General features: G+C 67.4%; 18 protein-coding genes and 3 pseudogenes. 11 read left to right on the top strand and 10 right to left on the bottom strand.

Annotated features, from left to right (window positions below; genetic code table 11):
* The 3 genes and pseudogenes from A5736_RS22915 to A5736_RS22905 form a co-directional block, all read right to left on the bottom strand.
* Nucleotides 1–1,721, bottom strand: a pseudogene (locus tag A5736_RS22915) (DNA-directed RNA polymerase subunit beta); the annotation flags it as partial.
* A gap of 455 nt (nucleotides 1,722–2,176) precedes the next feature.
* Nucleotides 2,177–3,187: an ABC transporter ATP-binding protein gene (locus tag A5736_RS22910; RefSeq protein WP_076126157.1), complete on the bottom strand. Its 1,011-nt coding sequence runs from the start codon at nucleotides 3,185–3,187 to the stop codon at nucleotides 2,177–2,179.
* 171 nt (nucleotides 3,188–3,358) lie between these two features.
* Nucleotides 3,359–4,873: a carotenoid oxygenase family protein gene (locus A5736_RS22905; RefSeq protein ID WP_076248785.1), complete on the bottom strand. Its 1,515-nt coding sequence runs from the start codon at nucleotides 4,871–4,873 to the stop codon at nucleotides 3,359–3,361.
* A 71-nt stretch (nucleotides 4,874–4,944) separates the two neighbouring features.
* On the opposite strand from A5736_RS22905, the gene A5736_RS22900 reads away from it, so the two are divergent.
* Nucleotides 4,945–5,622 (top strand): TetR/AcrR family transcriptional regulator, encoded by a 678-nt coding sequence (locus A5736_RS22900; RefSeq protein ID WP_175611369.1) that lies wholly within the window; start codon nucleotides 4,945–4,947, stop codon nucleotides 5,620–5,622.
* Nucleotides 5,623–5,676: 54 nt separating this feature from the next.
* On the opposite strand, the gene rplL is transcribed toward A5736_RS22900, so the two are convergent.
* From rplL to A5736_RS22875, 5 genes and pseudogenes are all read right to left on the bottom strand, one after another.
* Entirely contained in the window at nucleotides 5,677–6,069 is a 393-nt protein-coding gene (gene rplL, locus A5736_RS22895; protein WP_076061444.1) for a 50S ribosomal protein L7/L12, read from the bottom strand.
* Nucleotides 6,070–6,256: 187 nt separating this feature from the next.
* Nucleotides 6,257–6,784, bottom strand: a pseudogene (rplJ, locus tag A5736_RS22890) (50S ribosomal protein L10); the annotation flags it as partial.
* Nucleotides 6,785–7,055: 271 nt separating this feature from the next.
* Nucleotides 7,056–7,976: an ROK family protein gene (locus A5736_RS22885; protein WP_076248780.1), complete on the bottom strand. Its 921-nt coding sequence runs from the start codon at nucleotides 7,974–7,976 to the stop codon at nucleotides 7,056–7,058.
* A gap of 6 nt (nucleotides 7,977–7,982) precedes the next feature.
* Nucleotides 7,983–8,648, bottom strand: coding sequence for a malonyl CoA-ACP transacylase (locus A5736_RS22880; protein WP_139333527.1), 666 nt, complete (start codon nucleotides 8,646–8,648; stop codon nucleotides 7,983–7,985).
* On the bottom strand, nucleotides 8,597–12,772 hold the full coding sequence (locus tag A5736_RS22875) for an NEW3 domain-containing protein (protein WP_076248779.1): 4,176 nt from the start codon (nucleotides 12,770–12,772) through the stop codon (nucleotides 8,597–8,599). The genes A5736_RS22880 and A5736_RS22875 overlap by 52 nt, the downstream gene beginning before the upstream one ends.
* A gap of 81 nt (nucleotides 12,773–12,853) precedes the next feature.
* On the opposite strand from A5736_RS22875, the gene A5736_RS22870 reads away from it, so the two are divergent.
* The 10 genes from A5736_RS22870 (at nucleotide 12,854) to A5736_RS22825 (ending at nucleotide 22,836) form a co-directional block, all read left to right on the top strand.
* Entirely contained in the window at nucleotides 12,854–13,384 is a 531-nt protein-coding gene (locus A5736_RS22870; RefSeq protein ID WP_076248777.1) for a DinB family protein, read from the top strand.
* A 2-nt stretch (nucleotides 13,385–13,386) separates the two neighbouring features.
* Nucleotides 13,387–13,980, top strand: a complete 594-nt coding sequence (locus A5736_RS22865; RefSeq protein ID WP_076126138.1) for a DinB family protein — start codon at nucleotides 13,387–13,389, stop codon at nucleotides 13,978–13,980.
* Between the two features lie 53 nt (nucleotides 13,981–14,033).
* Nucleotides 14,034–15,380, top strand: coding sequence for an AarF/ABC1/UbiB kinase family protein (locus tag A5736_RS22860; protein ID WP_175611368.1), 1,347 nt, complete (start codon nucleotides 14,034–14,036; stop codon nucleotides 15,378–15,380).
* A complete protein-coding gene (locus tag A5736_RS22855) occupies nucleotides 15,380–16,309 on the top strand; it encodes an alpha/beta fold hydrolase (RefSeq protein ID WP_076248776.1) in 930 nt (309 codons plus the stop codon). The genes A5736_RS22860 and A5736_RS22855 overlap by 1 nt, the downstream gene beginning before the upstream one ends.
* 92 nt (nucleotides 16,310–16,401) lie before the next feature.
* On the top strand, nucleotides 16,402–17,262 hold the full coding sequence (locus A5736_RS22850; RefSeq protein WP_076248774.1) for a cyclopropane mycolic acid synthase family methyltransferase: 861 nt from the start codon (nucleotides 16,402–16,404) through the stop codon (nucleotides 17,260–17,262).
* 24 nt (nucleotides 17,263–17,286) lie between these two features.
* Complete coding sequence (mmaA2, locus tag A5736_RS22845) at nucleotides 17,287–18,150, top strand: cyclopropane mycolic acid synthase MmaA2 (protein WP_076248766.1); 864 nt, start codon at nucleotides 17,287–17,289, stop codon at nucleotides 18,148–18,150.
* 166 nt (nucleotides 18,151–18,316) lie between these two features.
* Entirely contained in the window at nucleotides 18,317–19,795 is a 1,479-nt protein-coding gene (locus tag A5736_RS22840) for an NAD(P)/FAD-dependent oxidoreductase (RefSeq protein ID WP_076248764.1), read from the top strand.
* Between the two features lie 129 nt (nucleotides 19,796–19,924).
* Nucleotides 19,925–20,821 (top strand): hydroxymycolate synthase MmaA4, encoded by an 897-nt coding sequence (gene mmaA4, locus A5736_RS22835; RefSeq protein ID WP_076126490.1) that lies wholly within the window; start codon nucleotides 19,925–19,927, stop codon nucleotides 20,819–20,821.
* Nucleotides 20,822–20,912: 91 nt separating this feature from the next.
* Nucleotides 20,913–21,611, top strand: a complete 699-nt coding sequence (locus A5736_RS22830; RefSeq protein WP_076248763.1) for a YciI family protein — start codon at nucleotides 20,913–20,915, stop codon at nucleotides 21,609–21,611.
* A 7-nt stretch (nucleotides 21,612–21,618) separates the two neighbouring features.
* A complete protein-coding gene (locus tag A5736_RS22825; RefSeq protein WP_076248761.1) occupies nucleotides 21,619–22,836 on the top strand; it encodes an RNA polymerase sigma factor in 1,218 nt (405 codons plus the stop codon).
* On the opposite strand, the gene rplA is transcribed toward A5736_RS22825, so the two are convergent.
* A complete protein-coding gene (rplA, locus tag A5736_RS22820) occupies nucleotides 22,833–23,540 on the bottom strand; it encodes a 50S ribosomal protein L1 (protein ID WP_076126663.1) in 708 nt (235 codons plus the stop codon). The genes A5736_RS22825 and rplA overlap by 4 nt on opposite strands.
* A gap of 76 nt (nucleotides 23,541–23,616) precedes the next feature.
* A pseudogene (locus tag A5736_RS22815) lies at nucleotides 23,617–23,769 on the bottom strand (50S ribosomal protein L11); the annotation flags it as partial.

The following is a 23,769-nucleotide window of genomic DNA, read 5'->3' as shown; positions in this document are numbered from 1 at the left end:
ACCATCTGGCGCGGCGAGACGTCCATGTAGTCCACCTCGGACGAGGACACGTACTCGACCTCGCCCGCCTTGCGGCGGACCAGGACGCGCGCCTCGGTGAAGCGGCCGTCGTCGTCGATCGGCGAGTTGGCCTGCGCCACCACGTGGCGGTCCTCCTCGTCGGCGGTCAGGTATTCGATCTCGTCGCTGACCACACCGTCGACCACCTTGCGGTACGGCGTCTCGATGAAGCCGAACGGGTTGACCCGCGCGTATACCGAGAGCGACCCGATCAGACCGATGTTCGGACCCTCCGGGGTCTCGATCGGGCACATCCGGCCGTAGTGGGACGGGTGCACGTCGCGGACCTCCAGCCCGGCGCGCTCGCGCGACAGACCACCCGGGCCCAGCGCCGACAGCCGGCGCTTGTGCGTCAGACCCGACAGCGGGTTGTTCTGGTCCATGAACTGCGACAGCTGGCTGGTGCCGAAGAACTCCTTGATCGCGGCGACGACCGGCCGGATGTTGATCAGCGTCTGCGGCGTGATCGCCTCGACGTCCTGAGTGGTCATCCGCTCGCGGACGACGCGCTCCATCCGCGACATGCCGACCCGGATCTGGTTCTGGATCAGCTCGCCCACGGTGCGCAACCGGCGGTTGCCGAAGTGGTCGATGTCGTCGGTCTCCACCGGCACCTCGGTGCCGCCGGGGACGGTCATCGTGGCCTGCCCCTCGTGCAGGCGCACCAGGTATTCGATGGTGGCGACGACGTCTTCCTCGGTCAGCGTCGAGCTGGTGATCGGCTCACCGGCGTGCAGGCCGAGCTTCTTGTTGACCTTGTAACGGCCGACGCGGGCCAGGTCGTAGCGCTTCTCCTTGAAGAAGAGGTTCTCCAGCAGCGTCTGCGCGGACTCCTTGGTCGGCGGTTCGCCCGGACGCAGCTTGCGGTAGATGTCCAGCAGCGCCTCGTCGGTGCCGGCGGTGTTGTCCTTCTCCAGCGTGGACATCATGATCTCGGAGAAACCGAACCGCTCGGTGATCTGCTCGTTGTTCCAGCCGAGCGCCTTGAGCAGCACGGTGACTGGCTGGCGGCGCTTGCGGTCGATGCGCACGCCGACGGTGTCGCGCTTGTCGACGTCGAACTCCAGCCACGCGCCGCGGCTGGGAATCACCTTGACGCTGTGCAGCAGCTTCTCAGTCGACTTGTCGATCGACTCGTCGAAGTACACACCCGGTGAGCGCACCAGCTGGCTGACCACGACGCGCTCGGTGCCGTTGATGATGAACGTGCCCTTCTCGGTCATCATCGGGAAGTCACCCATGAACACCGTCTGGCTCTTGATCTCACCGGTGTTGTTGTTGATGAACTCCGCCGTGACGAACAGCGGGGCCGCGTACGTCATGTCCTTGTCTTTGCACTCGTCGACCGGCGCCTTGACCTCGTCAAACCGGGGGTCCGAGAACGACAGGGACATCGAGCCGGAGAAGTCCTCGATCGGAGAGAGCTCGTAGAGCACCTCTTCGAGGCCACCCACCGGCTTCACATCTCCGCGTGCCGACGCGGCCTCGCGCCAGCGCGGCGAGCCGATCAACCACTCGAACGAGTCGGTTTGCACGTCAAGAAGCCCCGGAACCTCGAGCGGTTCGCGGAGCTTAGCGAAGGAAATTCGGTTGGGTGCTCCAGGAACGGAGCCATTGGTGGAACTTTTTTGGCGACGCTTGCTCTGGCGGGAATCTGCCAAGATGCATCCTTCCAGCACCTCGTGCGACTCACGAGAACCGGGGCCACCGGGCCTGTTCGCCGCGAATTGTGTCGGTTAGGCCGGCGAACGATCTGCCCAGATCTCACGCGCGCAACTAAATAGCTGGGCCGAAGAAGGGGCTCAGGCTAAGACCACGGTGTCGAGTGGCGGGTGAGGTGGGCAGGAGGTAGCCAGCGCAACGTCCAACAATAGCGCAGGCGCGCGCATTCCTCAAGTACCCATCCAGGGAACATCGGCGCTGGCTGGCATCTTGCGTTCCCGACGGCACATGCTGCCCAACAGACTGACCCGTTTACGCCCCGCCGTCAAGAGGAAGAGCGGCAAGTTGCGCGAAGTTATCGTGAAAACTTCGGGTCGCGGCTTATCGGGCGCGCGCGGCGACGAAACCCGCCGAACCGTGCTGGTCGCGCAGTTGCCTTCGGCGGTGCCGCGCGCTAGCCGCCGAACTCGTTCGCCTGGTATTTGTGAGTGCCCTCGAGATCGTCGAGGATCGCTGCCTGGGCGTTCTTGGGCAGGGTGTGCAGGATCTCGCGCACCCGGGCCTGGCGCCGCGCGACCGCCTTGCGCTCGGGCATGCCGGGAGTCGCGACGATCTGGGGCGGTACGCCCTCGATCTCCTCGACGCCGCCGGAGTGGTGACCCGCGTCGACCATGGCCTGCTCTTCGGCCATGGTGGCCTCGTCCTTTTCCTCCGACATACCGATCGGCCCGATGCGGCGGCCGTTGAGGAACTGCCGCACCACGGGCTCGTCGCTGGTCAGCAAGACCTCGCGGGGACCGAACATCACCAGATGCTTGCGGAACAGCATGCCCATGTTGTCCGGCACGGTGCGGGCGATGTTGATGTTGTGCGTGACGATCAGGATGGTTGCGTCGATCTGGGCGTTGATGTCGAGGATCAGCTGGCTCAGGTAGGCGGTACGGACGGGGTCGAGACCCGAGTCGGGCTCGTCACACAGGATGATCTGCGGGTCGAGCACCAACGAGCGGGCCAGGCCCGCGCGCTTGCGCATACCGCCGGAGATCTCCCCGGGGAACTTCTTTTCGTCACCACCAAGACCGACCATTTCCAGCTTCTCCATGACGATGTCACGGATTTCGCTTTCCTTCTTCTTGGTGTGCTCGCGCAACGGGAACGCCGTGTTGTCATACAGATTCATCGAGCCGAACAGGGCGCCGTCCTGAAACATGACGCCGAACAGCGTGCGGATCTCGTAGAGCTCCTTGGCCGAACATTCGATGATGTCGGTGCCGTCGATCATGATCGAGCCGCGTTCCGGACGCAGCAGACCGATGAGGGACTTGAGGAACACCGATTTGCCGGTACCCGACGGCCCCAGCAGGACGCTGACCTCCCCGGCGGGGATATCCAACGTCACGTCTTCCCAGATCCTCGAGGAACCGAAGGACTTCGTGAGTCCATTCACCTCGATAGCGACGCCCATGGGGAATCCTTCCGTCGACGCTCGTGCCCGCAACCTGCCCGTTTGTTGTGGCTTGAGTCACTGTAGCGCACGCCCGAGGCGCCGCATCAGGGTTGCACAGCACCCGGGGGAAAAATTACCCAACTCGAGATCAGCGCTGACCACGCTGGTCAACACGTGTCTAAGCCGGCGTTAGCTGGCCGGCGCCCAGTTGCCGTGGAAGCCCATGGGCACCCGCTGCGGCAGATGCACCGTCGCTACCGGCTCGAGAGTCTGCGCATCCAACAAGATCAGCTGGCCTTCGTCGCGGCCGCGGTGGTAGCCGTAGCCCATCAGGATGCCGTCGTCCTCGCCGGTGTTCCGCGGGTCGGCGCCGGGGTTGGGCACAAAAGACATCTCGCCGATCAAAAGGGCGGGGTCCAGGGCGGCCACCGTGCTGGACCCCGTCGCGTAGTCATGCTTGTACAGCGCGGTGGACATGTCGGACGCGCCGCCGGAGAGATACCCGCCGTCCACGCCGACGGTGTAGCCGAACCGGTGCGGCCCCCCAAGCAGGGTCTCGTTGATGCGCGGAAACTCCTGCGGCCGATCGTCGCGGCGTTCGCTTGCCACCGCACCGGTCGCCAGGTTGATGGTCCAGCGGTCGAGCGCGGGCCGGCTGTCGCCCGGACCACGAAGGTCCCGGTCGAACATCCGCGAGTAGCTGACCACATCGAGCACCAAAACCTCTGTGCCGTCCCGCATCTCGGAGTAGGCGTTGAGCGGGTGGTAGACGTAGCAGGGTTCGATGTCGAACCAGCGGACGTCGTTGTTGCCGCCCTCGCGCGGCATGACTCCGATGCGCGCCGGATAGTTGGCGTTCCACCGGTAGGGCATTTTGTTGAACGGCAGCGGGTTGCGGTTGATCATCGTCGCGATCGGGCTAGGGATGCGGACCCGACCGAGCAACGACTGCAGTACCAGCCGGGTCGGCGAGTTCAGCCAGCGCGGCACCTCCACTGGCACGATCTGAATCGGATCGAACGTCACTGGCAGGTCGTAGATCACCACATATTTGTCGGTCAGCGAGAAGTCGTGCATCATCGGCGACCCGCTGACCTCGATGTCCACGGTCCGCCGCGCCCGTCCCTGGGTGTCGATCACCGAGTACTGCACGGTCCGTCCGCGTGCGAATGAGTAAGACAGCGCGTGCAATTCGCCGGTCCCCGGGTCGCGGTGCGGATGCGCGGTGAAACCGCCGAACAGGGTTCCGTCGAAATCACACGGCCCCACGGTGTCCAGGTCGTCGGTGAGCACGTAATTGGCGCCGCCTCCCTCGACGAGCGCCAATGTCCGGCCGCCGTGGGCCAGCACGTTGGTGTTGGGACCCACCGACAGCATTCCGATCCGCGGGTCCAGTCCCGTGGGCGCCGGTTCACCCAACGCGGCGCATACGGGCGGAGTACGCACCCAGCGGTTGCGGTACCAGCACGCCTTGCCGTCGCGCAGCGCGACGCCGTGCACCATGCCGTCGCCGCTGAACCAGTGGTAGATGGCCGGGTCGACCTCCGCGGCCGGGTTGGGCCCGTTGCGCAGGTAGCGCCCGTCGAGGTGTTCGGGGATGTGCCCCGTGACCGGCAAGTCGGTCGCGGTCACTTCGGCGCTCACCGGCGCCAGGAAGCCCTCGAGGTACGGGTTGCGGGACTTGACAGTTTGCGCGGCGGTCACGGCTGAGCTCCTATAACATTGTTATTTCGCTGTTATTGGCAACGTACGCCCCCGATGAGAAGATGGCAAGGATGACTTCGCAGACGGAACGGACCGTGCGGGACGAGCTGCTCCACGCGGCCGTCTGCCTGCTCGACGACAACGGGCCCGACGCGCTGCAGACCCGCAAGGTGGCCGGTGCCGCCGGGACCTCGACGATGGCGGTGTACACGCACTTCGGCGGGATGCGCTCGCTGATCGCCGAGGTCGCGCAAGAGGGGCTGCGTCAGTTCGACACGGCGCTGACGGTGCCTCAGACGGCCGACCCGGTGGCGGATCTGATGGCCGTCGGGGCCGCCTATCGCCGCTATGCCATCGAACGGCCGCACATGTACCGGCTGATGTTCGGCAGTACCAGCGCACACGGCATCAACGCGCCCGCGGGGAACGTCCTGACGCTGACCATCTCCGAGATCGAGCAGCATCAACCCAGCTTCGCGCACGTCGTGCGGGCTGTGCACCGGTCGGTGCTGGCGGGTCGAATCACCGCGTGCTCGGCCGACGACGACGCCTCGGTTGTGGCGACCGCGGCCCAGTTCTGGGCGCTGATACACGGGTTCGTAATGCTGGAACTGGCCGGTTTCTATGGCAACGAAGGCGAGGCCGTCGGGCCGGTCCTTGGTGCGATCACGACGAATCTGCTTGTCGCCCTGGGAGATTCACCCGAGCGGATCGAGCAGTCGCGGCACGCGGCAATCCGCGCCGGCTAGGCAGACGAAACCCCCGGGCCTGCCGAGGAAAGTCCGGGGGTTTCGTGCAGTGAACTACTTGACGGTGACGGTGGCGCCGGCGGCCTCGAGCTTGGTCTTGGCCTCGTCGGCGGCCTCCTTGGCGACCTTCTCCAGCAGCGGCTTGGGGGCGCCGTCGACCAGGTCCTTGGCCTCCTTGAGGCCCAGGCCGGAGACGATCTCGCGGACAACCTTGATCACGCCGATCTTCTTGTCGCCGGCGGCCTCGAGGATGACGTCGAACTCGGACTGCTCCTCGGCGGCCTCCGCCGGTGCGCCACCGGCGGCGGGGCCGGCAGCGGCAACCGCGACGGGCGCGGCCGCGGTGACCTCGAAGGTCTCCTCGAACTTCTTGACGAAGTCCGAGAGCTCCAACAGGGTCATTTCCTTGAAGACGTCGAGCAGGTCGTCGGTTGAGATTTTTGCCATGGTGTGGGTCCTTCCTGGGTTGGTTTGGGTTGGGTTATTCGGCTTCAGCCGATGTCTCGGTGGATGCTTCGGCGGTCGGTTCGGTGGATGCTTCGGCGGTCGGTTCGGCGGGTGCTTCTGCGTCCGGTTCGGCGGGTGCTTCGGCAGCCGGTTCGGCGGGTGCTTCTGCAGCCGGTTCGGCGGGTGCTTCGGCGGCGGGTTCGGCCGGCTTCTTTTCCTGTAGTGCGGCCAACAGGCGAGCGACCTGCGAGGCGGGCGCGTTGAACAGGCCGGCCGCCTTGGCGAGGTTGCCCTTCATCGCGCCGGCCAGCTTGGCCAGCAACACCTCGCGGGACTCCAGGTCGGCGATGCGCTCGACCTCGGCAACCGTCAACGGGTGGCCATCCATGTAGCCGCCCTTGATGACCAGCGCCTTGTTGTCCTTGGCGAACTTCTTGAGGGCCTTGGCGGCGTCAACCGCCTCACCGGTGACGAACGCGATGGCCGTCGGGCCGACGAACAGCTCGTCGAGACCCTCGATCCCGGCTTGCGACGCCGCACGCTTGATCAGCGTGTTCTTGGCCACCGAGTAGGTGGCCGACCCCGCCAGAGACCGCCGCAGCTCGGCCAAGTTGGCCACCGTCAACCCGCGGTATTCGGTGATCAAGGTGGCCGTCGAGCCGGTGAACTGCTCGGCGATGTCTGCAACGGCGGTGGCCTTGTCAGCCTTGGCCATGCATACCTCCTGAGGTGAAAGTCCTAGTGCGACTGGTGGTCTGTGATCACCGGAGAACGACGAACGCCCCGGCGCAGGAAGCGGCCGGGGCGTTGAAATGCGCCGGCGCACGCCGGCGGTAATGCCTCGTCCTCCTGCGTGGGCCGCCGGGATGTTCCCGGACCTTCAACCGATTGCTCGGTGACCGACGGTCTTCGGTGGATCGGCAACCACAATAGCGTGACCACCCGCGATCAGCCAAAACGGCTCCGCTCAGGTGACGGGGTCGACGTCACTCCGGGTACGCGGTGAGCCCCGCCAGCCGGGCCGCGCCGACTAGACCCGCCTCGCCGCCAAGCTCTGCCGACACCACACGCAGGCCGTGCAGAAAATCCAGTCCGGCGTAGTCGGCCAGTGCCGCGCGCAGTGGGTCGAAAAGCACGCGACCGGATTTCGCCACGCCTCCCCCGATGACGACGAGGTCGAGGTCGCAGACCGCCGCCACCGAGGCGATCATCGCCGCCAGCGCGGTGCCGCCCCGGTGGAACGCCCGCAGCGCCACGGCCTCGCCGCGCGCCGCCCCATCGGCCAGCTCCAGGGCGCCGGCACCGGGCGGCGCGGACCAGCCATTGGCCCGGGCCCAGCGCGCCAACGACGGGCCGGCCGCGACGGTCTCGACGCAGCCGCGGCCACCACAGGTGCAGGGCCGGCCGTCCGGGTCGACGACCACGTGACCGACGTGGCCGGCGTTGCCGGTGCGACCGGCGTAGGGGACGCCGTTGAGCACCAACCCGCCGCCCACCCCGGTGGACACCACCATGCCCAGCAGGAAGCGCGCCCCGCGTCCGGCGCCGCGCCAGTGCTCGCCCAACGCCATGCACGTGCCGTCACCACCCAGCCGCACGGGCACACCGGGCACCGCTGCCGCGACGCGGTCCCGCAGCGGGAACCCGCGCCAGGACCCGATGTTGATCGGGCTGACGCACCCGGTGTGCAGGTCGATCGAACCGGCCGACGCGATGCCCACCGCGGCGACCCCGCCGCCGGCCGCGTGGAGGGCGTCGGCGATCGATGCCGCGACCGCGGCCCAGATCTCCTCGGCCGACACGCCCTGCGGCGTGGGGCGGATGGCCGTGTGTACCAGCGCACCGTCGTCGTCGGCCAAGCCGACGGCGATCTTGGTGCCGCCGATGTCCAGGCAGAGGGTGAGCATGGGCGATCAGTGCCGGTGGGTGTTGTCGGGCTGGTGGGGATCGCCGGGATGCTCGTAGCCGGGAGCGAGCCGCACCAGCTCCGCTGTGCGCGCGTCGAGCCACACCCGAAAGGCGCGCCGCCGGGCGGCGCCGCGCAGATGCTCGGCGATCGCGGACCGCACCTGTCCCAGCGGCGGGCCGACCCGCGACGGGGCGCGCCAGCCGTGGCGGCCCGGGCGCGGCGCGGCGAACCGCAGCGGGTTGCGGGCGTGGTAGTCGGCCACGTCTTGGTCGCTGACCCGGACCGCGGCGGTGACGTCGGCGAACAGGGCCCGCGCGGCCGGATCGGCCAGCGCGGCCGCGGCCACGCTCCCGATCTCCAGCCGGGCCGTGTCGTCGGGCAGTAGCTCCGTCTCGGCCGGGGCGTCCCCCGCGGTCAGACCGCGCGCGGCCACCTCGACCGCGACGACTCGTTCGGTCACGATCAATTGGGTGAGCCAGCGCCGCAGCTGCCGTCCCTCGCTGGTGCCGCCGGCGGGCAGCGCGGCCGCGCGCGGGCCGCGGCGCAACCGCGCCTCGCGGGCGTCGACCTCGTCGACCCCAATCGGCGTGCCGGCGACGGTCGCGACCAGTCGGGCGCTCACTTCACCGTCACCTTCACCGCCGGGGAGTAGACGAGCCGGCCGGCGCAGCCGACTCGGACCAGCGCCCACCACTGGCCGGGTTCAAGCCATGCCGGCGGGGTGACGGCGAACGCGAGCTCGACCGTGCCGCGTGCGAGCAGGACCGCGCCGAGCGCGGGCGGGCCGATCCACTCCCAGGTGCCCCACGGGCTGATCAGATGCGCCTCCAGCGCGACCCCGGCGCAGGCGTGGGTGCCGACCGTGACGGTCAATCGGGCCGTGTCGCCGGCCCGCAGCGTGACGTCGGCGGGCCCGTCGACGAGGTAGAGCAGATCGGCGAGGTCGACCTCGTCCATGCCGACGGCCACCACCGCCACGTCCTCGACCGCCTGGTGCCACGCGGCCGGCACCGAATCCCCGGCGAGGCGCAGCTGGGCGCGGATCGGGTAGAGGCCGGGCGGTGCGCTCGCCGGAATGTCCACCACCGCGTCGGTCTCGCGATACTCGCCGCTGCACAGCGTGAACGGCCGCTCGGTGGGCGTGGCCGACCAGCCGTCCGGACACACCACGGCCACCGCGCCCCCCAGCGCGGAATCGCTGCAGTCGCTGGCCGCGGTGAGCCGGAACACCGCCTTCTCGCCGGGCCGCGCGGTGGCGAGGCGCGGGTGCAGGTGGGCGACCGCGGGCAACCCGCCGAGCGGAGCCGGTCCGCGATTGTGCAGCCAGTAACGCGCGTAAAGCGGCTGGGCGGTCTCGGCGTTCGGGGCCAGCGCGACGGGCCGGCCGTCGCCGCGGGAGGACGGCACGTCGAGCCGGGCCCGCACCGTGGCGACTTGATAGCCGCCCAGGTCGATCGATCGTTTTCGTCCCCGCGGCGTTTCCAGCAGGTCCGCGAGCTCGAGCGCACTCACCTTGCCCAGCGCCGAACCGATGCCGACGCGGGTGGGGGTGCCGCGGGTTTCCACCAGCCGCAGGGCCACCGCACCGGGGTCGACCGGCTTCGCGCTGCCCGCGGTCAGCGGGTTCCCTGCCGCCTTGAGCGCCGCGAGGTGCACCGAGTCGGCGGGCTCGACTCGCAACAGCGATCCGGTCGGCGGCAGCTCGCCCCGCCCTTCGCCCGCGACGACGGCAAGCAGTGGGTGGGAGTACTGCGCGCTGCGGGCCGGCATTCCGGCACGCCGCCAGTCCCCTTCGCCGCCCACCAGCGCGTAGTCGAAATCGTGTGTCCAGTGCTGCAGTTGGAAGTTCGTGCCGTCGGGCGCGGTGCGGCGGGGCCCGTCGATCCAGACGCCGGACGGCCAACCGGTGCACGAGCGCATCAGCGCGGTGTGCAGGGTGCCTTCGGTGTCGACGGCGAAGCTCGGAACGCCGCTGTTGAGGAGCGCGACGGTTCGGGCCTCGAAGGGTTCCATCGCCGCCGGCGCCTGCTGGGCGACCTCGATTTCGGTGTCATCGAGATCCGTTGCCACCGAGGCGATTTCGTCGCTGAGGGTGGTGTCGTCGGAGCCGGCGATCACGAGCACCGGCAGGGCGCGGACCCCGCGCAGGTCGGCGCCGGGCACCCATACGTGTGCCAACGGCGTTGCCGCCGGCACCCACACGCGGGCCCGGCCGGTCTCGGCAAGCTGGCGTTCGAGTTCGGCGGTGTAGTCCGGATCCGCCTCAGCGAGCACGGCTTTGGTGAAGGCGTTGCGGCCGGGCCCGCCCAGGGCGATTCGCACGTCGGGCAGATTGGAGTCGACGGCGAGGTGGCCGTAGCGAGGTTGGTCGGCGCCGCTGCAGGTAGCCGTGACGCCGGCGCGGACCAGCGCGACCATCAGCTCGCGGGCCAGCGGTCCGGACGTCGTCTCGGCCGGCGAGACCACCTCGGCCACGGACACCGCGCGCACGGCGGAATTCGAAACGCGGACCCGGGCCGCCGACGAAAGCCCGAACCAGCCGTAGGCCGGGTTGTCCAGCGTCCACAAGTAGCGCGCGGTGTCCACGGACTCCGACCCGTCGTGCAGCAGGGCGAAACCCCGCCCGATGACGGCGTCACCCACCTCGCTGACCGGCATGGCGCCCGGAACCGGGCACGGCCAGCGCAGGCGCAACAAGCGGTCTTCCCCGGTGAACTCGTCGATGGTGGTGCGGCAGTCCACCCGCGCGACGCCCCGCCACAGGGTGATGGTTTGGGTGTAGCGCAGCAGGGTGCCGATGCCGCCGCGCACCACGAGCCGCTGACCGAGTGGCCCACTGTAGGCCCGGACCCGCGCGGGCGATTCCGACGAGCAGACCACCGGCCCCTTGGGCAGCAGATGCCACGGGCCCTCGCCCTGCCTCGGGTGCGCCGGGTATTCCTCGTAGACGGCAAGCTCGTTGCCCACCCGGCCGGCCGCGATCAGCTGGCGGCCGTCCTGAACCAGCGAGGAGACCGCCCCGCCGCGCGCCGGGTCGACCGCCAGCCGGTAGTGCTCGTTGGCGATCTCGGATCCGGGCACCGGTTCCCAGCCGGCCGCTTCGCCGCCAGGCACCAGCCGATAAGCCCGCCACCCGAGCGAGGGCACGTCGCTCGCCAGCCAGGTGACCGAGCGGCCGTCGTGCTCGACCTGCGCGGGCAGCTCGGCGCCGTCGGGACCCAGCACCCGCGCCCCCGCCGCGAGCGGCGGGTCGAGCCGGGCGGTGACGATGTCGGTGCGCTGGTGTGCCAGCGGATTCCACACCACGACCGAACGTCCGCCGGTATCGATCGCGCTGGACAGCAACGCCAGCGAGTTGTCGCGGGCCGCCCGGCCCAGCTCCCACGCGTCGCGCCAGCCGGTCAGCAGGTCGAGGTACACCTGGTCGGATTCCGAGCCGGTGATCGCGTCGTGGTGCGCGCCGTAGGCCAGCTGCACCCACGCCTTGGCCAAGGCGGCCTGGGGGTACTCGGCGCCGGTCATCAGCGCGGCGAACACCGCGAAACGCTCGGCGTCCAGGACGGCGTTCTCGGCGGCCCGGTTGGCTTGTTTGGTGTCGATGTATGACACGTCCTTGCCGGTGTAGATCGGGTTCATGTCGCGGGTCTGAGGCGACGGCGCACACCCCCGCTCGGCGAGTTCGGCGCGCACCGCCGCGAAAAACTCCCGCGGCAGCGCGCAGACGAATCGCGGCCAGGTGTAGCGCCGGGCCCAGTCGCGGTGGATCGCGGTCACCCACTTGTTCGGCGGCGTGTAGTCGGTGCCCACCGGCAGCAGCACATTGCGCGTCAGCGCGACCCTCTTGAGCTGACGGAACAACCGGTACGTCGCGTCCTGCGCCTCCTGCAGACTGGTCGACGAGTCCATCCCCCAGCCCGCGCCGTAGTGCGCGGGCATGTAGTGGGTCAGCAGGCCGCGACCCGACGGCGCGATCCACTCGAACTCGCTGCAGAACTGCATGCCTTCGACACCGCCGGAGTGGGTCGGGCCCCACTGGTGGTGCGGCCCGCGCGCCCACGAACTCGACGTCAGCCCGGCATCGGCGGCCATTCCGGGAAATTGCGGATCGTGGCCGAACACGTCGAGCTGCCATGCGGTGGCCGGATCGGCGCCGAGCACGTCGCGCTGAAAACCTATGCCGTGCACCAGGTTCCGGATCGTCGTTTCCGGCCCGGTGAGATTGGTGTTGGGTTCGTTGTAGGTGCCGCCCATCACCTCGACGCGGCCCTCGGCGAGGAAGCGGCGCAAATCGGCGCGGTCCTCGGGCCGGGCGTCCCAGTACGGCTTGAGGTAATCCACCTCGGCCAGAACGAACTTGTACTCGGGCTCGCGGCGGGCCATCTCCAGGTGTGCGTGCACCAGTTCGAAGGCGTTGGCCTGCCGGTCCGGCGGGTCCGCGGCCCATTCGCTGGTATAGGCGCCCTGCGTGTTCCACCACACCGGGTCGTAGTGGAAGTGGCTGATCATGTACATCGTCCACCCGGGCTCGGCGACGACGAACTCGAACGGTGTGCCCGCGCGCCCGGTGTGCACGCGCGCGGCGCGATGCTGACCGACGACGGGACGCTCGACGGCGACCGGAACCTCGATGATGTCGGCGCCTGCGTCGGCGACCGCCTCCCCCCGCAGACCGTCGCCGTCGATGCGGACCCGCGTCGGCCCGGCCACCCCGGCAAGGCTGACACGCACCAGTTGCGACGGCGCGTCCGGCGGCCCGACGAAAAGCTCGGTGGACTCCGCCGAAATCACCTGCATGTCCGCACTTTACGCGGCCAGCGCCGCGATATGGCCGTCGCGTAGGGACGACTGTCACCGGCTGATGGAAAGCTCGGTGCCATGGCAGATCTGACCACCCAACTGGCCGACCAGCTCGACTGGCACTGGCGCAACCAGCTGCGCCCTCGCCTCGACGGCCTGACCGACGACGAGTACTTCTGGCAGCCGGTGCCCAACTGTTGGACCGTGCATCCCGACGGGTCGATCGACTTCGCGTTTCCGGCGCCCAGCCCCGCACCGTTCAGCACGATCGCGTGGCGCATGGCACATGTCATCGTCGGCGTGTTCGCGATGCGCGCCCATCACCATTTCGGCGGACCGCCCGCCGACTATCAGAGTTGGGACTACGCGACCGGCGCCGGCAGCGCGCTGCGGCAACTAGACGAGACGTACGCGGCGTGGATCAACGGCGTACGGTCGCTGTCCGCCGCCGACCTGACCCGCCGCTGCGGCCCGGCCGAAGGGCCCTACGCCGACTACCCGCTGAGCGAGCTGGTGTTGCACATCAATCGAGAAGCGATCCACCATGGTGCCGAAATCGCCTGCCTCCGAGACCTGTACCTGCACAGCCGCACCATTCAGGAGGATTGAGAATGCCCGCACTTGCCCCGCCCGTCGCCGATGAACGCAGCGCCCTGCGCGAATACTTGGCTTTCCACCAAAGCGCCTACTTCGCCGTGTCGTACGGCCTGACCGACGAGCAGGCCCGGTCCTCCCCCACAGTCAGTGCGCTTTCGATCGGCGGGTTGGTCAAGCACGCCACCGCGATGCAGCGCACCTGGATGGCGCGCGTCGCCGCCGCGCCGGATGAACCGCCGAAAGACACTCGCCCGTTCGAGCAGATCGCCCAGGAGTTCGGCGAGCAGCACGTGATGCGGCCCGACGAGACCCTGGACGGGCTGCTGCGGGCCTTCGAAGCGCAGAACGAGAAATCGCTGCGGCTGGTGGAAACCGCGGATCTCGACGCCGCCGTGCCCGTTCCGCAAGACATCCCTTGGTTCCCCAAAAACCAGCCGGCCTGGTCGGTGCGCTGGGTGATCCTGCACGTAATCAACGAGCTGGCCCGGCACGCCGGGCATGCCGACATCATCCGGGAAACCATCGACGGCGCCACCATGTACGAATTGATTGCCGGCCTGGAGAACTGGCAGATCGAGGGCTGGGTACAGCCCTGGAAAGCAAAGTGAGTGCGCTCACACCGAATTGGGACTTGACACCGCCGGTTTGGCAGACTGCTGGAATGAGTTCTACCAAACACCGCGAGGTGGCCAGGCTCGACCGCGTGCCCTTACCGGTCGAAGCGGCCCGGGTGGCAGCCACCGGTTGGCAGGTCACCCGCACCGCGGCTCGCGTCGTCACCAAGCTGCCGGGCAGGGGCCCGTGGCAGCAGAAGGTGATCAAGCAGCTCCCACAGACCTTTGCCGATCTGGGGCCGACGTACGTGAAGTTCGGGCAGATCATCGCGTCCAGCCCCGGGGCGTTCGGCGAGTCGCTGTCCCGCGAATTCCGCGACCTGCTCGACCGCGTGCCGCCGGCCGACAAGGACGAGGTGCACAAGCTGTTCGCCGAGGAGCTCGGCGCCCAGCCGTCGGAGTTGTTCGCCAGCTTCGACGAAGAACCCTTCGCGTCGGCGTCCATCGCCCAGGTGCACTACGCAACCCTGCACAGCGGCGAGGACGTCGTCGTCAAGATCCAGCGGCCGGGCATCCGCCGCCGCGTCGCCGCGGACCTACAGATCCTGAAGCGCTTCGCGCAGACGGTGGAACTGGCCAAGCTCGGCCGACGGTTGTCCGCCCAAGACGTGGTCGCCGACTTTTCCGACAACCTCGCCGAGGAACTGAACTTCCGCCTCGAGGCGCAATCGATGGAGGCCTGGGTCTCCCACTTGCACGCCTCACCGCTGGGCCGCAACATCCGGGTCCCCCAGGTGTACTGGGACCTGACGACCGACCGGGTGCTGACGATGGAGCGGGTGCACGGCATCCGCATCGATAACGCCGCCGCCATCCGCAAGGCCGGGTTCGACGGCACCGAGCTGGTCAAAGCGTTGCTGTTCAGCCTGTTCGAGGGCGGTCTGCGGCACGGGCTGTTCCACGGCGACCTGCACGCGGGCAACCTCTACGTCGACGACCAGGGCCGCATCGTCTTCTTCGACTTCGGCATCATGGGCCGCATCGACCCGCGCACCCGCTGGTTGCTGCGCGAACTCGTGTACGCGCTGCTGGTGAAGAAGGACCACGCCGCGGCCGGCAAGATCGTCGTGCTGATGGGCGCCGTCGGCACCATGAAGCCCGAAGCCCAGGCCGCGAAGGACCTGGAGCGCTTCGCCACGCCGCTGACCATGCAGACGCTGGGCGAGTTGTCCTACGCCGACATCGGGCGCCAGCTTTCCGCACTGGCCGACGCCTACGACGTCAAGCTGCCCCGCGAGCTGGTGCTGATCGGCAAGCAGTTCCTCTACGTCGAGCGGTACATGAAGCTGCTCGCGCCCAAGTGGCAGATGATGTCGGATCCGCAGCTGACGGGATACTTCGCGAACTTCATGGTCGAGGTCAGCCGCGAGCACCAGACCGACGTGGAGGTCTAGTGCAGATCCGCAGCGGCTACGCGACAGCGGGGGCCACCTCGCGCGGCGCCTCGAGCGACCTGAAGCTCTACTACGAGGACATGGGCGATATCGCCGACCCACCCGTGCTGCTGATCATGGGCCTGGGCGCGCAGCTGCTGCTGTGGCGAACGGCGTTCTGCGAGAAGCTCGTTGGGCAGGGCCTGCGGGTGATCCGCTATGACAACCGCGACGTCGGCCTGTCCAGCAAGACCGAGCACCGCAGCTCCGGACAGCCGCTGGTGACGCGGCTGGCCCGCTCTTGGCTCGGCCTGCGCAGCAACGCGGCATACACGCTGGAAGACATGGCCGACGACGCCGCGGCCCTGCTCGATCACCTGGGTCTCGAGCACGCCCACATCGTCGGGGCATCGATGGGCGGCATGATCGCCCAGGTTTTCGCGGCACGCTTCCCGACGCGGACGAAAACGTTGGGAATCCTGTTCTCCAGCAACAACTCACCGTTCCTGCCGCCGCCGGCCCCGAGCGCGTTGCTCGCGCTGCTCAAGGGTCCACCGCGGAACGCGCCGCGCGATGTGATCATCGACAACGCGGTGCGCGTCAGCAATATCATCGGCAGCCCCCGCTACCGCATGCCCGAAGAGCAGGTTCGCGCCGACGCGGCCGAGGGGTACGACCGCAACTACTACCCGCAGGGCATCGCCCGCCATTTCGCCGCAATCCTGGCCAGCGGCAGCCTGGCACCCTACGACCGCCGCATCGCCGCACCGACCGTGGTGGTCCACGGCCGCTCCGACAAGCTGATGCGGCCCTTCGGTGGCCGGGCGATCGCGCGCGCCATCAGCGGCGCTCGGCTAATCTTGTTCGACGGCATGGGCCATGACCTACCTCAGCAACTGTGGGATCCGCTGATCAGCGTGCTGACTAGTAACTTCGCCGAGGCCCGCTAAATCCCCGACCGCGCGGCGTTTAGGGTATCCCTGCCGAATTTCACACGCGTCTCACAGGGTTGATACCGTTGGCGTTGGGAGGATGTCTGGTAATGGCGGAGCTGAAGCCGTATTACGAAGAGTCGCAAGCAACCTACGACATTTCTGACGACTTCTTCGCGCTCTTCCTCGACCCCAACATGGTGTACACCTGCGCCTACTTCGAAAACGACGACATGACGCTGGAAGAGGCGCAGCTCGCCAAGCTGGATCTGGCGCTGGACAAGCTGAACCTCGAACCCGGCATGACGCTGCTCGACGTAGGTTGCGGCTGGGGCGGGGCGCTGGTCCGCGCGGTCGAGAAGTACGACGTCAACGTCATCGGGCTCACGCTGAGCCGCAATCACTACGAGCGCAGCAAGGCCCGGCTGGCCGAAATCCCCACGACGCGCCACGCCGAGGCGCGGCTACAGGGCTGGGAAGAGTTTGACGGCCAAGCCGATCGGATCATGAGCTTCGAGGCCTTCGACGCGTTCAAGAAGGAACGCTGGCCCGCGTTCTGGGATTGGGCCTACAAGACCCTTCCCGATGACAGCCGGATGCTGATGCACAGCATTTTCACGTATCCGCAGTCGCAGTGGAAGGAGCGCGGCATCCCGATCACGATGACGGACCTGCGTTTCTTCCACTTCCTCGGCACGGAAATCTTTCCCGGCGGCCAGATGTGCGGCGAACGCGACATCGTCGACTTGGCGCAAGAGAGCGGTTTCACGATCGAGAAGATCCAATATCTCCAGCAGCATTACGCGCGGACTCTGGACACGTGGGCGGCCAATCTCCAGGCCAATCGCGAACGCGCCATCGCCATCCAGTCCGAAGAGGTCTACGACCGCTTCATGCGCTACCTGACCGGCTGCGCGGAACTTTTCCGCAAGGGGATCTCGAACGTAGCGCAGTACACGCTCACCAAATAGCTTTAATGACGGGGGCACCACGCCATGGCCGAGAAACTGACGCCGCACTTTGCCGACGTGCAGGCGCACTACGACCTCTCTGACGACTTCTTCCGCCTCTTCCTAGACCCAACGCAGACCTACAGCTGCGCGTACTTCGAGCGCGAGGACATGACGCTGGAAGAGGCTCAGATCGCCAAGATCGACCTGGCGCTGGGCAAGCTGGGCCTGCGGCCGGGCATGACGTTGCTCGACGTCGGCTGCGGCTGGGGCGCCACCATGCGGCGGGCCATCGAACGCTACGACGTGAATGTCGTCGGCTTGACGTTGTCAAAGAACCAGGCCGCCCATGTGCAGAAGATGCTCGACGAGATGGACACCCCCCGCAGCAAGCGGGTGTTGCTGAACGGCTGGGAACAGTTCGACGAGCCCGTCGACCGGATCGTGTCGATCGGCGCGTTCGAGCACTTCGGCCACGAGCGTTACGACGACTTCTTCCGCATGGCCCACGCCGTCCTGCCCGCTGACGGGGTGATGCTGCTGCACACGATCACCGGGCTGACGCCGCAGGAGTGCACTGAACAGGGCATCCCCCTGACGTTCGAAATGGCCCGCTTCATCAAGTTCATCGTCACCGAGATCTTCCCGGGCGGCCGGTTGCCGTCGATCGAGAAAGTCGAGCAGCATTCGTCGAAGGCGGGCTTCACGCTGACCCGCCGGCAGTCGCTGCAGCTGCACTACGCCAGGACCCTCGACTTGTGGGCCGAGGCGCTCCAGGCGCACCGGGACGAGGCCATCGCGATCCAGTCCGAGGAGGTCTACGAGCGGTACATGAAGTACCTGACCGGCTGCGCCAAGGCATTCCGCACCCGCTACGCCGACGTCAACCAATTCACCCTGGAGAAGTAGCGCGCATTTTTATAGAGATGTGACTGAGCTCAAACCAACCCGTGGCCAGGGCGTGTGGGCGACGAATCGGATTTCCGACTAAGATTCCCCCTGATCAAGTTCGCCGTGGGGGGCAACTGGCGACGCGCCTGTTGCCCGGCTCCACGAAAGGACCCATTCGCGCACCATGGACAATCTCGACGCCGTCATAGTCGGTGCAGGTTTCGGGGGGATTGGCACAGCCATCCAGCTGAAGCGGCTTGGATACGACAACATCGTCATCCTCGATCGCGACTCGGATCTGGGCGGAACCTGGCACGTCAACCATTACCCCGGCCTGGCCGTCGACATCCCTTCTACCACCTACTCGTATTGGTTCGAGCCCAATCCGTACTGGTCGCGGCTGTTCGCGCCGGGCGCCGAACTGAAGCAGTATGCCGAACGTGTCGCCGACAAGTACGACGTGCGCCGCCACATGCGATTCGACGCGACGGTCGAGAGCGCAAGTTGGGATGAGGACCAGCGGTTATGGCAGGTGGCGCTGGCCGACGGCACGAGCCTGGCGACACGCTTTCTGATCACCGCGACAGGCTTCCTGTCCCAGCCACACACCCCCGACATCCCTGGAATGGAGACTTTCGAAGGCAAGGTCATCCACACCACCGCGTGGGACAACGACTACGAGTTCGACGGCCGTCGGGTCGGAATCATCGGTACCGGGGCGACCGCGGTTCAGTTGATACCCGAGCTGGCGGCCAAAGTCGCCGAGCTGACGGTGTACCAGCGGACGGCGATCCATGTGGTGCCCAAGATCGACTTCGCGATCCCGGTTTGGCTTCAGCAGGTATTCGCTCGGGTGCCGCTGGTGCACCGGGCCTTCCGGCTGGTCACCGACACGCTCTTCGAGTTGATGATGGTGACCGGTGTGCTGCACTACCGGCAGTTCCGGCGGCTGAACATAGCCGCGGCGGATCTTGCCAAGATCAACCGGTTCATCTCGGTCCGCGATAAGGAACTGCGGCGCAGACTGACGCCCGACTACGACTTCGGCTGCAAGCGGCCCACCTGGTCCAACAGCTATTACCGGACCTTTACCAAGCCGCATGTGCATCTCGAGACCAACAGCATCGAGCGGATCGAGCCCGACGGTATCGTCACCGCCGACGGGCGCAAGACCGTCATCGACACGCTGGCGCTGGCCACCGGTTTTGATCTCTGGAACACCAACTTCCCGGCCATCGAGGTGATCGGGCGCCAAGGCCGCAACCTGGGGAAGTGGTGGCGCGAGAACCGGTTCCAGGCCTACGAGGGGGTGTCCATTCCGTACTTCCCCAACTACTTGAGCTTGGCCAGTCCGTTCGCCTTTTCCGGCCTGTCGTTCTTCAACACGATGGAATACCAGATGCGGCACATGGACCGGCTGTTCGGGGAAATGCAGCGCAGAGGAGCGACGGAATTCGAGGTGACCGAGGAAGCGAATGCGCGCTTCCTGGACCGGATGACCGACCTTCTCGACAACACGGTGTTCTACGCGGGCGACTGCGCCACTTCGCGCTCCTACTATTTCAACCCCGATGGCGAGGCGACACTGCTGCGCCCCACGTCGACGCGCAACGCGGTACGTGAAGGATCACGATTCCCGCTGAGCGATTACCAGTTCCGCTGACCGGCCGCGCCCCGGCAAAATTCGGTCTGTGCCGGTCAAACCCCAGCGCCCTATTCGGTATCGTTTGACACCGACCGAGATGCGTGCCTGCCGCAGGCAATGACCATCATCCAGGAGAAAAAGAAGAAAATGGCTGATCAACCGGCTAGCCCGACCAAGATACGGACGGCTCCCGAGGACATTCAGGCGCACTACGACGTCTCGGACGACTTCTTCGCCCTGTTCCAGGACCCGACCAGGACCTACAGCTGCGCTTACTTCCAGCGCGACGACATGACGCTGGAAGAGGCGCAGTACGCCAAGATCGACCTGAACCTGGACAAGCTGGACCTCAAGCCGGGCATGACCCTGCTGGACATCGGCTGCGGCTGGGGCACCACCATGAAGCGCGCAGTCGAGCGGTTCGACGTCAACGTCATCGGCCTGACGTTGTCCAAGAACCAGCACGCCCGCTGCGAGCAGGTGCTAGGGGCTCTGGACACGAACCGGTCGCGCCAGGTGCGCCTGCAGAACTGGGAGGACTTCAACGAGTCCGTCGACCGCATCGTGTCGATCGAGGCGTTCGAGCACTTCGGGCACGAGAACTACGACGACTTCTTCAAGAGGTGCTTCGACATCATGCCCGAGGACGGCCGGATGACCGTCCAGAGCAGCGTCAGCTACCACCCGTACGAGATGGCGGCCCTCGGCAAGAAGCTGACCTTCGAGACGGCCCGTTTCATCAAGTTCATCATCACCGAAATCTTCCCGGGTGGCCGGCTGCCGTCCACCCAGATGATGGTCGACCACGGCGAGAAGGCGGGTTTCGTAGTGCCCGAGCCGCTTTCGCTGCGCCCGCACTACATCAAGACGCTGCACATCTGGGGCGACACGCTCGAGTCCAACAGAGACAAGGCCATCCAGGTCACCTCCGAAGAGGTCTACAACCGCTACATCAAGTACCTGCGGGGCTGCGAGCACTACTTCACCGAGGAGATGCTGGACGTCAGCCTGGTCACTTACCTGAAGCCGGGGGCCGCCGCCTAATTTTCGGTGGTTGTCGGATCGGTGCTGCGGCGTTCGTCGAACAGGTAGAGAGTGGAGCACGAGGCTTCGCTCACGACCGGAGGTGACGAACATGCAGTATTTCGCGCTGTTAATCAGCCAGGAGCAAGACCGCGCACCTGAGGATGCGGCGACCGCGATGGCGGCGTGGGAGGCCTTCCACACCAAAGCCGGCCCCGCGATCAGATCCGGCGACGCGCTGGGACCCGCCGCCGCGGCGGTGACGATCACGGGCGGCCCGGACGCTCCGATGGTCACCGACGGGCCCTTCGCCGAGGCCGCAGAGGTGGCCTGCGGCTTCTACATATTCGAAGCGGAAAACCTCGACGAGGCGTTGGCACTGGCGCGTGACGTCCCGCTCGCCGCGTTCGGGGCCGTAGAGGTGTGGCCTACAGTCCACTCAATTGAGCTGTCGCGCAAGCTCACCGGCAACGACTGGCTCGCACTACTGCTGGAACCGCCCGAATCGGCGCACACGCCGGGCACACCGGAGTGGGAGGCAGTGGCGGCAAAGCACGCTGATCTGCACGCGGCCGCGGGCGACCACATCATCGGCGGCGCCGCGTTGCACGACCGGACCACGGCGACGACGGTGCGGGTGCGCAACGGCGAGGTCCTGATCACCGACGGGCCATACGTGGAAGGCGCCGAGATAGCCACCGGGATCTACCTGCTGAGCGCCGCGGATCGCGACGAGGCCGTCAAGCTCGCTTCGATGATCCCCGCCTCGACCGTGCAGGTGCGGCAGCTGGCCGGGATCTCCGCGCTCTAGCTCGCCCGTGACAGGCCTGGACGGCGTCTTCCGCCGGGAATGGGGACCGGCCGTCGCCGCGCTCGCGCGGTGGTCCGGGGACCTCACCGTCGCCGAGGACGCCGTCCAGGAGGCCTGCGCCGAGGCGCTGCGGACCTGGCCACGTGACGGCGTGCCCGACAGTCCCGGCGGGTGGCTGGTGACCGTCGCCCGCAACCGCGCCCGCGACCGGCTGCGTCGCGAATCCATCCGTCCCGGAAAGGAATTGGCGGCGGTGGTCGACGAGATCAGGGCCCGGACCGACCGGGTGGACGTCCACCCGGTCCGTGACGACGAGTTGCGGATGATTTTCACCTGCGCGCACCCGGCGCTGGACCGGCAGTCGCAGCTGGCGCTGACGCTGCGGCTGGTCTCCGGGTTGACCGTCGCCGAGATCGCCCGGGCCCTGCTGCAGACCGAGCCGGCCATCGGCCAGCGAATCACGCGCGCCAAGAACAAGATTCGGCACGCCAACATCCCGCTGCGGGTGCCGCCGGCCGAGCTGCTTGCCGAGCGCACACCGCACGTGCTCGGTTGCATCTACTCGGTGTTCACCGAGGGCTATTGGTCGACGGCGGGACCGTCGGCGATGCGAGACGAGCTGTGCGACGAGGGAATTCGGTTGGCCGGAGAATTGTGTGCGCTGATGCCCGACGAGCCCGAGGCGCATGCCCTGGCGGCCCTGATGCTGCTGCACGATTCGCGACGGGCGACCCGGGTGGACGACGCCGGCATGCTGGTGCCGCTCGAGGATCAGGACCGCCGCCGTTGGGACCGCGGCCGCATCGCGCGCGGGCTGGAGCGGTTGCGGGCGGCCGAGGGATCGACGGGCGCCTACCTGCCGCAGGCGGTGATCGCGGCGCTGCACGCGACGGCCCCGTCCTGGGAGCAGACCGACTGGGTCGCGATCTGCGCCGCCTACGACCGGCTATGGCGGATGACCGACTCCCCGATCGTCGGCGCCAATCGCGCGCTGGCGATCGGCTTTCGCGACGGCCCGGAGGCGGGCCTGGCCGCGCTGGAGAAGGTGGCGCACGATCCCCGGCTGGCCCGATCCAATCTCGTCGCGACGGTGCGCGCCGATCTGCTGCGGCGCGCCGGCCGGCCGGCCGACGCCGTGGAGTGGTACCGAATCGCGTTGGACTCCAACGGTTCCGAGCCGGGCCGCGAGTTCTTGCGCCGGCGCATCGCCGAGTGCGGCGGCTAGGCCTCCGCGAAGTTACGGGTGATCGACGGGTCGACCGGAATGCCCGGGCCGGTGGTGGTCGACACGGTGATCTTCTTCAGGTAACGGCCCTTCGACGAGGACGGCTTGAGCCGCAGCACCTCGTCGATCGCGGCGCCGTAGTTCTCCGCGAGGTTCTTCTCGTCGAACGACGCCTTGCCGATGACGAAGTGCAGGTTGGCCTGCTTGTCGATGCGGAAATTGATCTTGCCGCCCTTGATGTCGGCCACCGCCTTGGCGACGTCGGGGGTTACCGTGCCGGTCTTGGGGTTGGGCATCAGGCCGCGCGGACCCAGGACTCGGGCGATGCGTCCGACCTTGGCCATCTGGTCGGGGGTGGCGATCGCGGCATCGAACTCCAGCCAGCCGCCCTGAATCTTCTCGATCAGGTCGTCGCTGCCCACGATGTCGGCGCCGGCGGCCTGCGCCTGCTCGGCCTTTTCGCCGACCGCGAACACGGCGACCCGGGCGGTCTTACCGGTGCCGTGCGGCAGATTGACTGTGCCGCGCACCATTTGGTCCGCCTTGCGCGGGTCGACGCCGAGCCGGATCGCCACCTCGACGGTGGCGTCCTGCTTGGTCGAGGATGTCTCTTTGGCGAGCTTCGCCGCCTCCAGCGGCGTATAGAGGTTGTTGCGGTCCACCTTTTCGGCGGCGGCGCGGAATGCCTTGCTGTTCTTGCTCATTGAATATCCAATCTGGTGTTGGGTTGTGGTTACGAAGCGGGCCGAAGCTGGCCCTCCCACGGGGTACGGCGGAGAGCTACTCGACCGTGATCCCCATCGACCGGGCGGTCCCGGCGATGATCTTGGCACCGGCCTCGACGTCGTTGGCGTTGAGGTCGGCCTTCTTGGTCTCGGCGATCTCGCGACACTGGTCCCAGGTCACCTTGGCGACCTTGTCCTTGTGCGGCTC

The sequence above is a fragment of the Mycobacterium sp. SP-6446 genome (assembly GCF_001954045.1).
Classification (GTDB): Bacteria; Actinomycetota; Actinomycetes; order Mycobacteriales; family Mycobacteriaceae; genus Mycobacterium.
The sequence above is the reverse complement of the archived record's forward strand: the minus strand, read 5'-3'. Positions and strand labels throughout refer to the sequence as shown.

Coding starts and splice junctions, on each gene's coding strand:
- A5736_RS22910 (WP_076126157.1), bottom strand. CDS start 3,187: ATGGGCGTCGCTATCGAGGTGAATGGACTCACGAAGTCCTTCGGTTCC.
- A5736_RS22900 (WP_175611369.1), top strand. CDS start 4,945: ATGACTTCGCAGACGGAACGGACCGTGCGGGACGAGCTGCTCCACGCG.
- rplL (WP_076061444.1), bottom strand. CDS start 6,069: ATGGCAAAAATCTCAACCGACGACCTGCTCGACGTCTTCAAGGAAATG.
- A5736_RS22885 (WP_076248780.1), bottom strand. CDS start 7,976: ATGCTCACCCTCTGCCTGGACATCGGCGGCACCAAGATCGCCGTCGGC.
- A5736_RS22875 (WP_076248779.1), bottom strand. CDS start 12,772: ATGCAGGTGATTTCGGCGGAGTCCACCGAGCTTTTCGTCGGGCCGCCG.
- A5736_RS22870 (WP_076248777.1), top strand. CDS start 12,854: ATGGCAGATCTGACCACCCAACTGGCCGACCAGCTCGACTGGCACTGG.
- A5736_RS22865 (WP_076126138.1), top strand. CDS start 13,387: ATGCCCGCACTTGCCCCGCCCGTCGCCGATGAACGCAGCGCCCTGCGC.
- A5736_RS22860 (WP_175611368.1), top strand. CDS start 14,034: ATGAGTTCTACCAAACACCGCGAGGTGGCCAGGCTCGACCGCGTGCCC.
- A5736_RS22850 (WP_076248774.1), top strand. CDS start 16,402: ATGGCGGAGCTGAAGCCGTATTACGAAGAGTCGCAAGCAACCTACGAC.
- mmaA2 (WP_076248766.1), top strand. CDS start 17,287: ATGGCCGAGAAACTGACGCCGCACTTTGCCGACGTGCAGGCGCACTAC.
- A5736_RS22840 (WP_076248764.1), top strand. CDS start 18,317: ATGGACAATCTCGACGCCGTCATAGTCGGTGCAGGTTTCGGGGGGATT.
- mmaA4 (WP_076126490.1), top strand. CDS start 19,925: ATGGCTGATCAACCGGCTAGCCCGACCAAGATACGGACGGCTCCCGAG.
- A5736_RS22830 (WP_076248763.1), top strand. CDS start 20,913: ATGCAGTATTTCGCGCTGTTAATCAGCCAGGAGCAAGACCGCGCACCT.
- rplA (WP_076126663.1), bottom strand. CDS start 23,540: ATGAGCAAGAACAGCAAGGCATTCCGCGCCGCCGCCGAAAAGGTGGAC.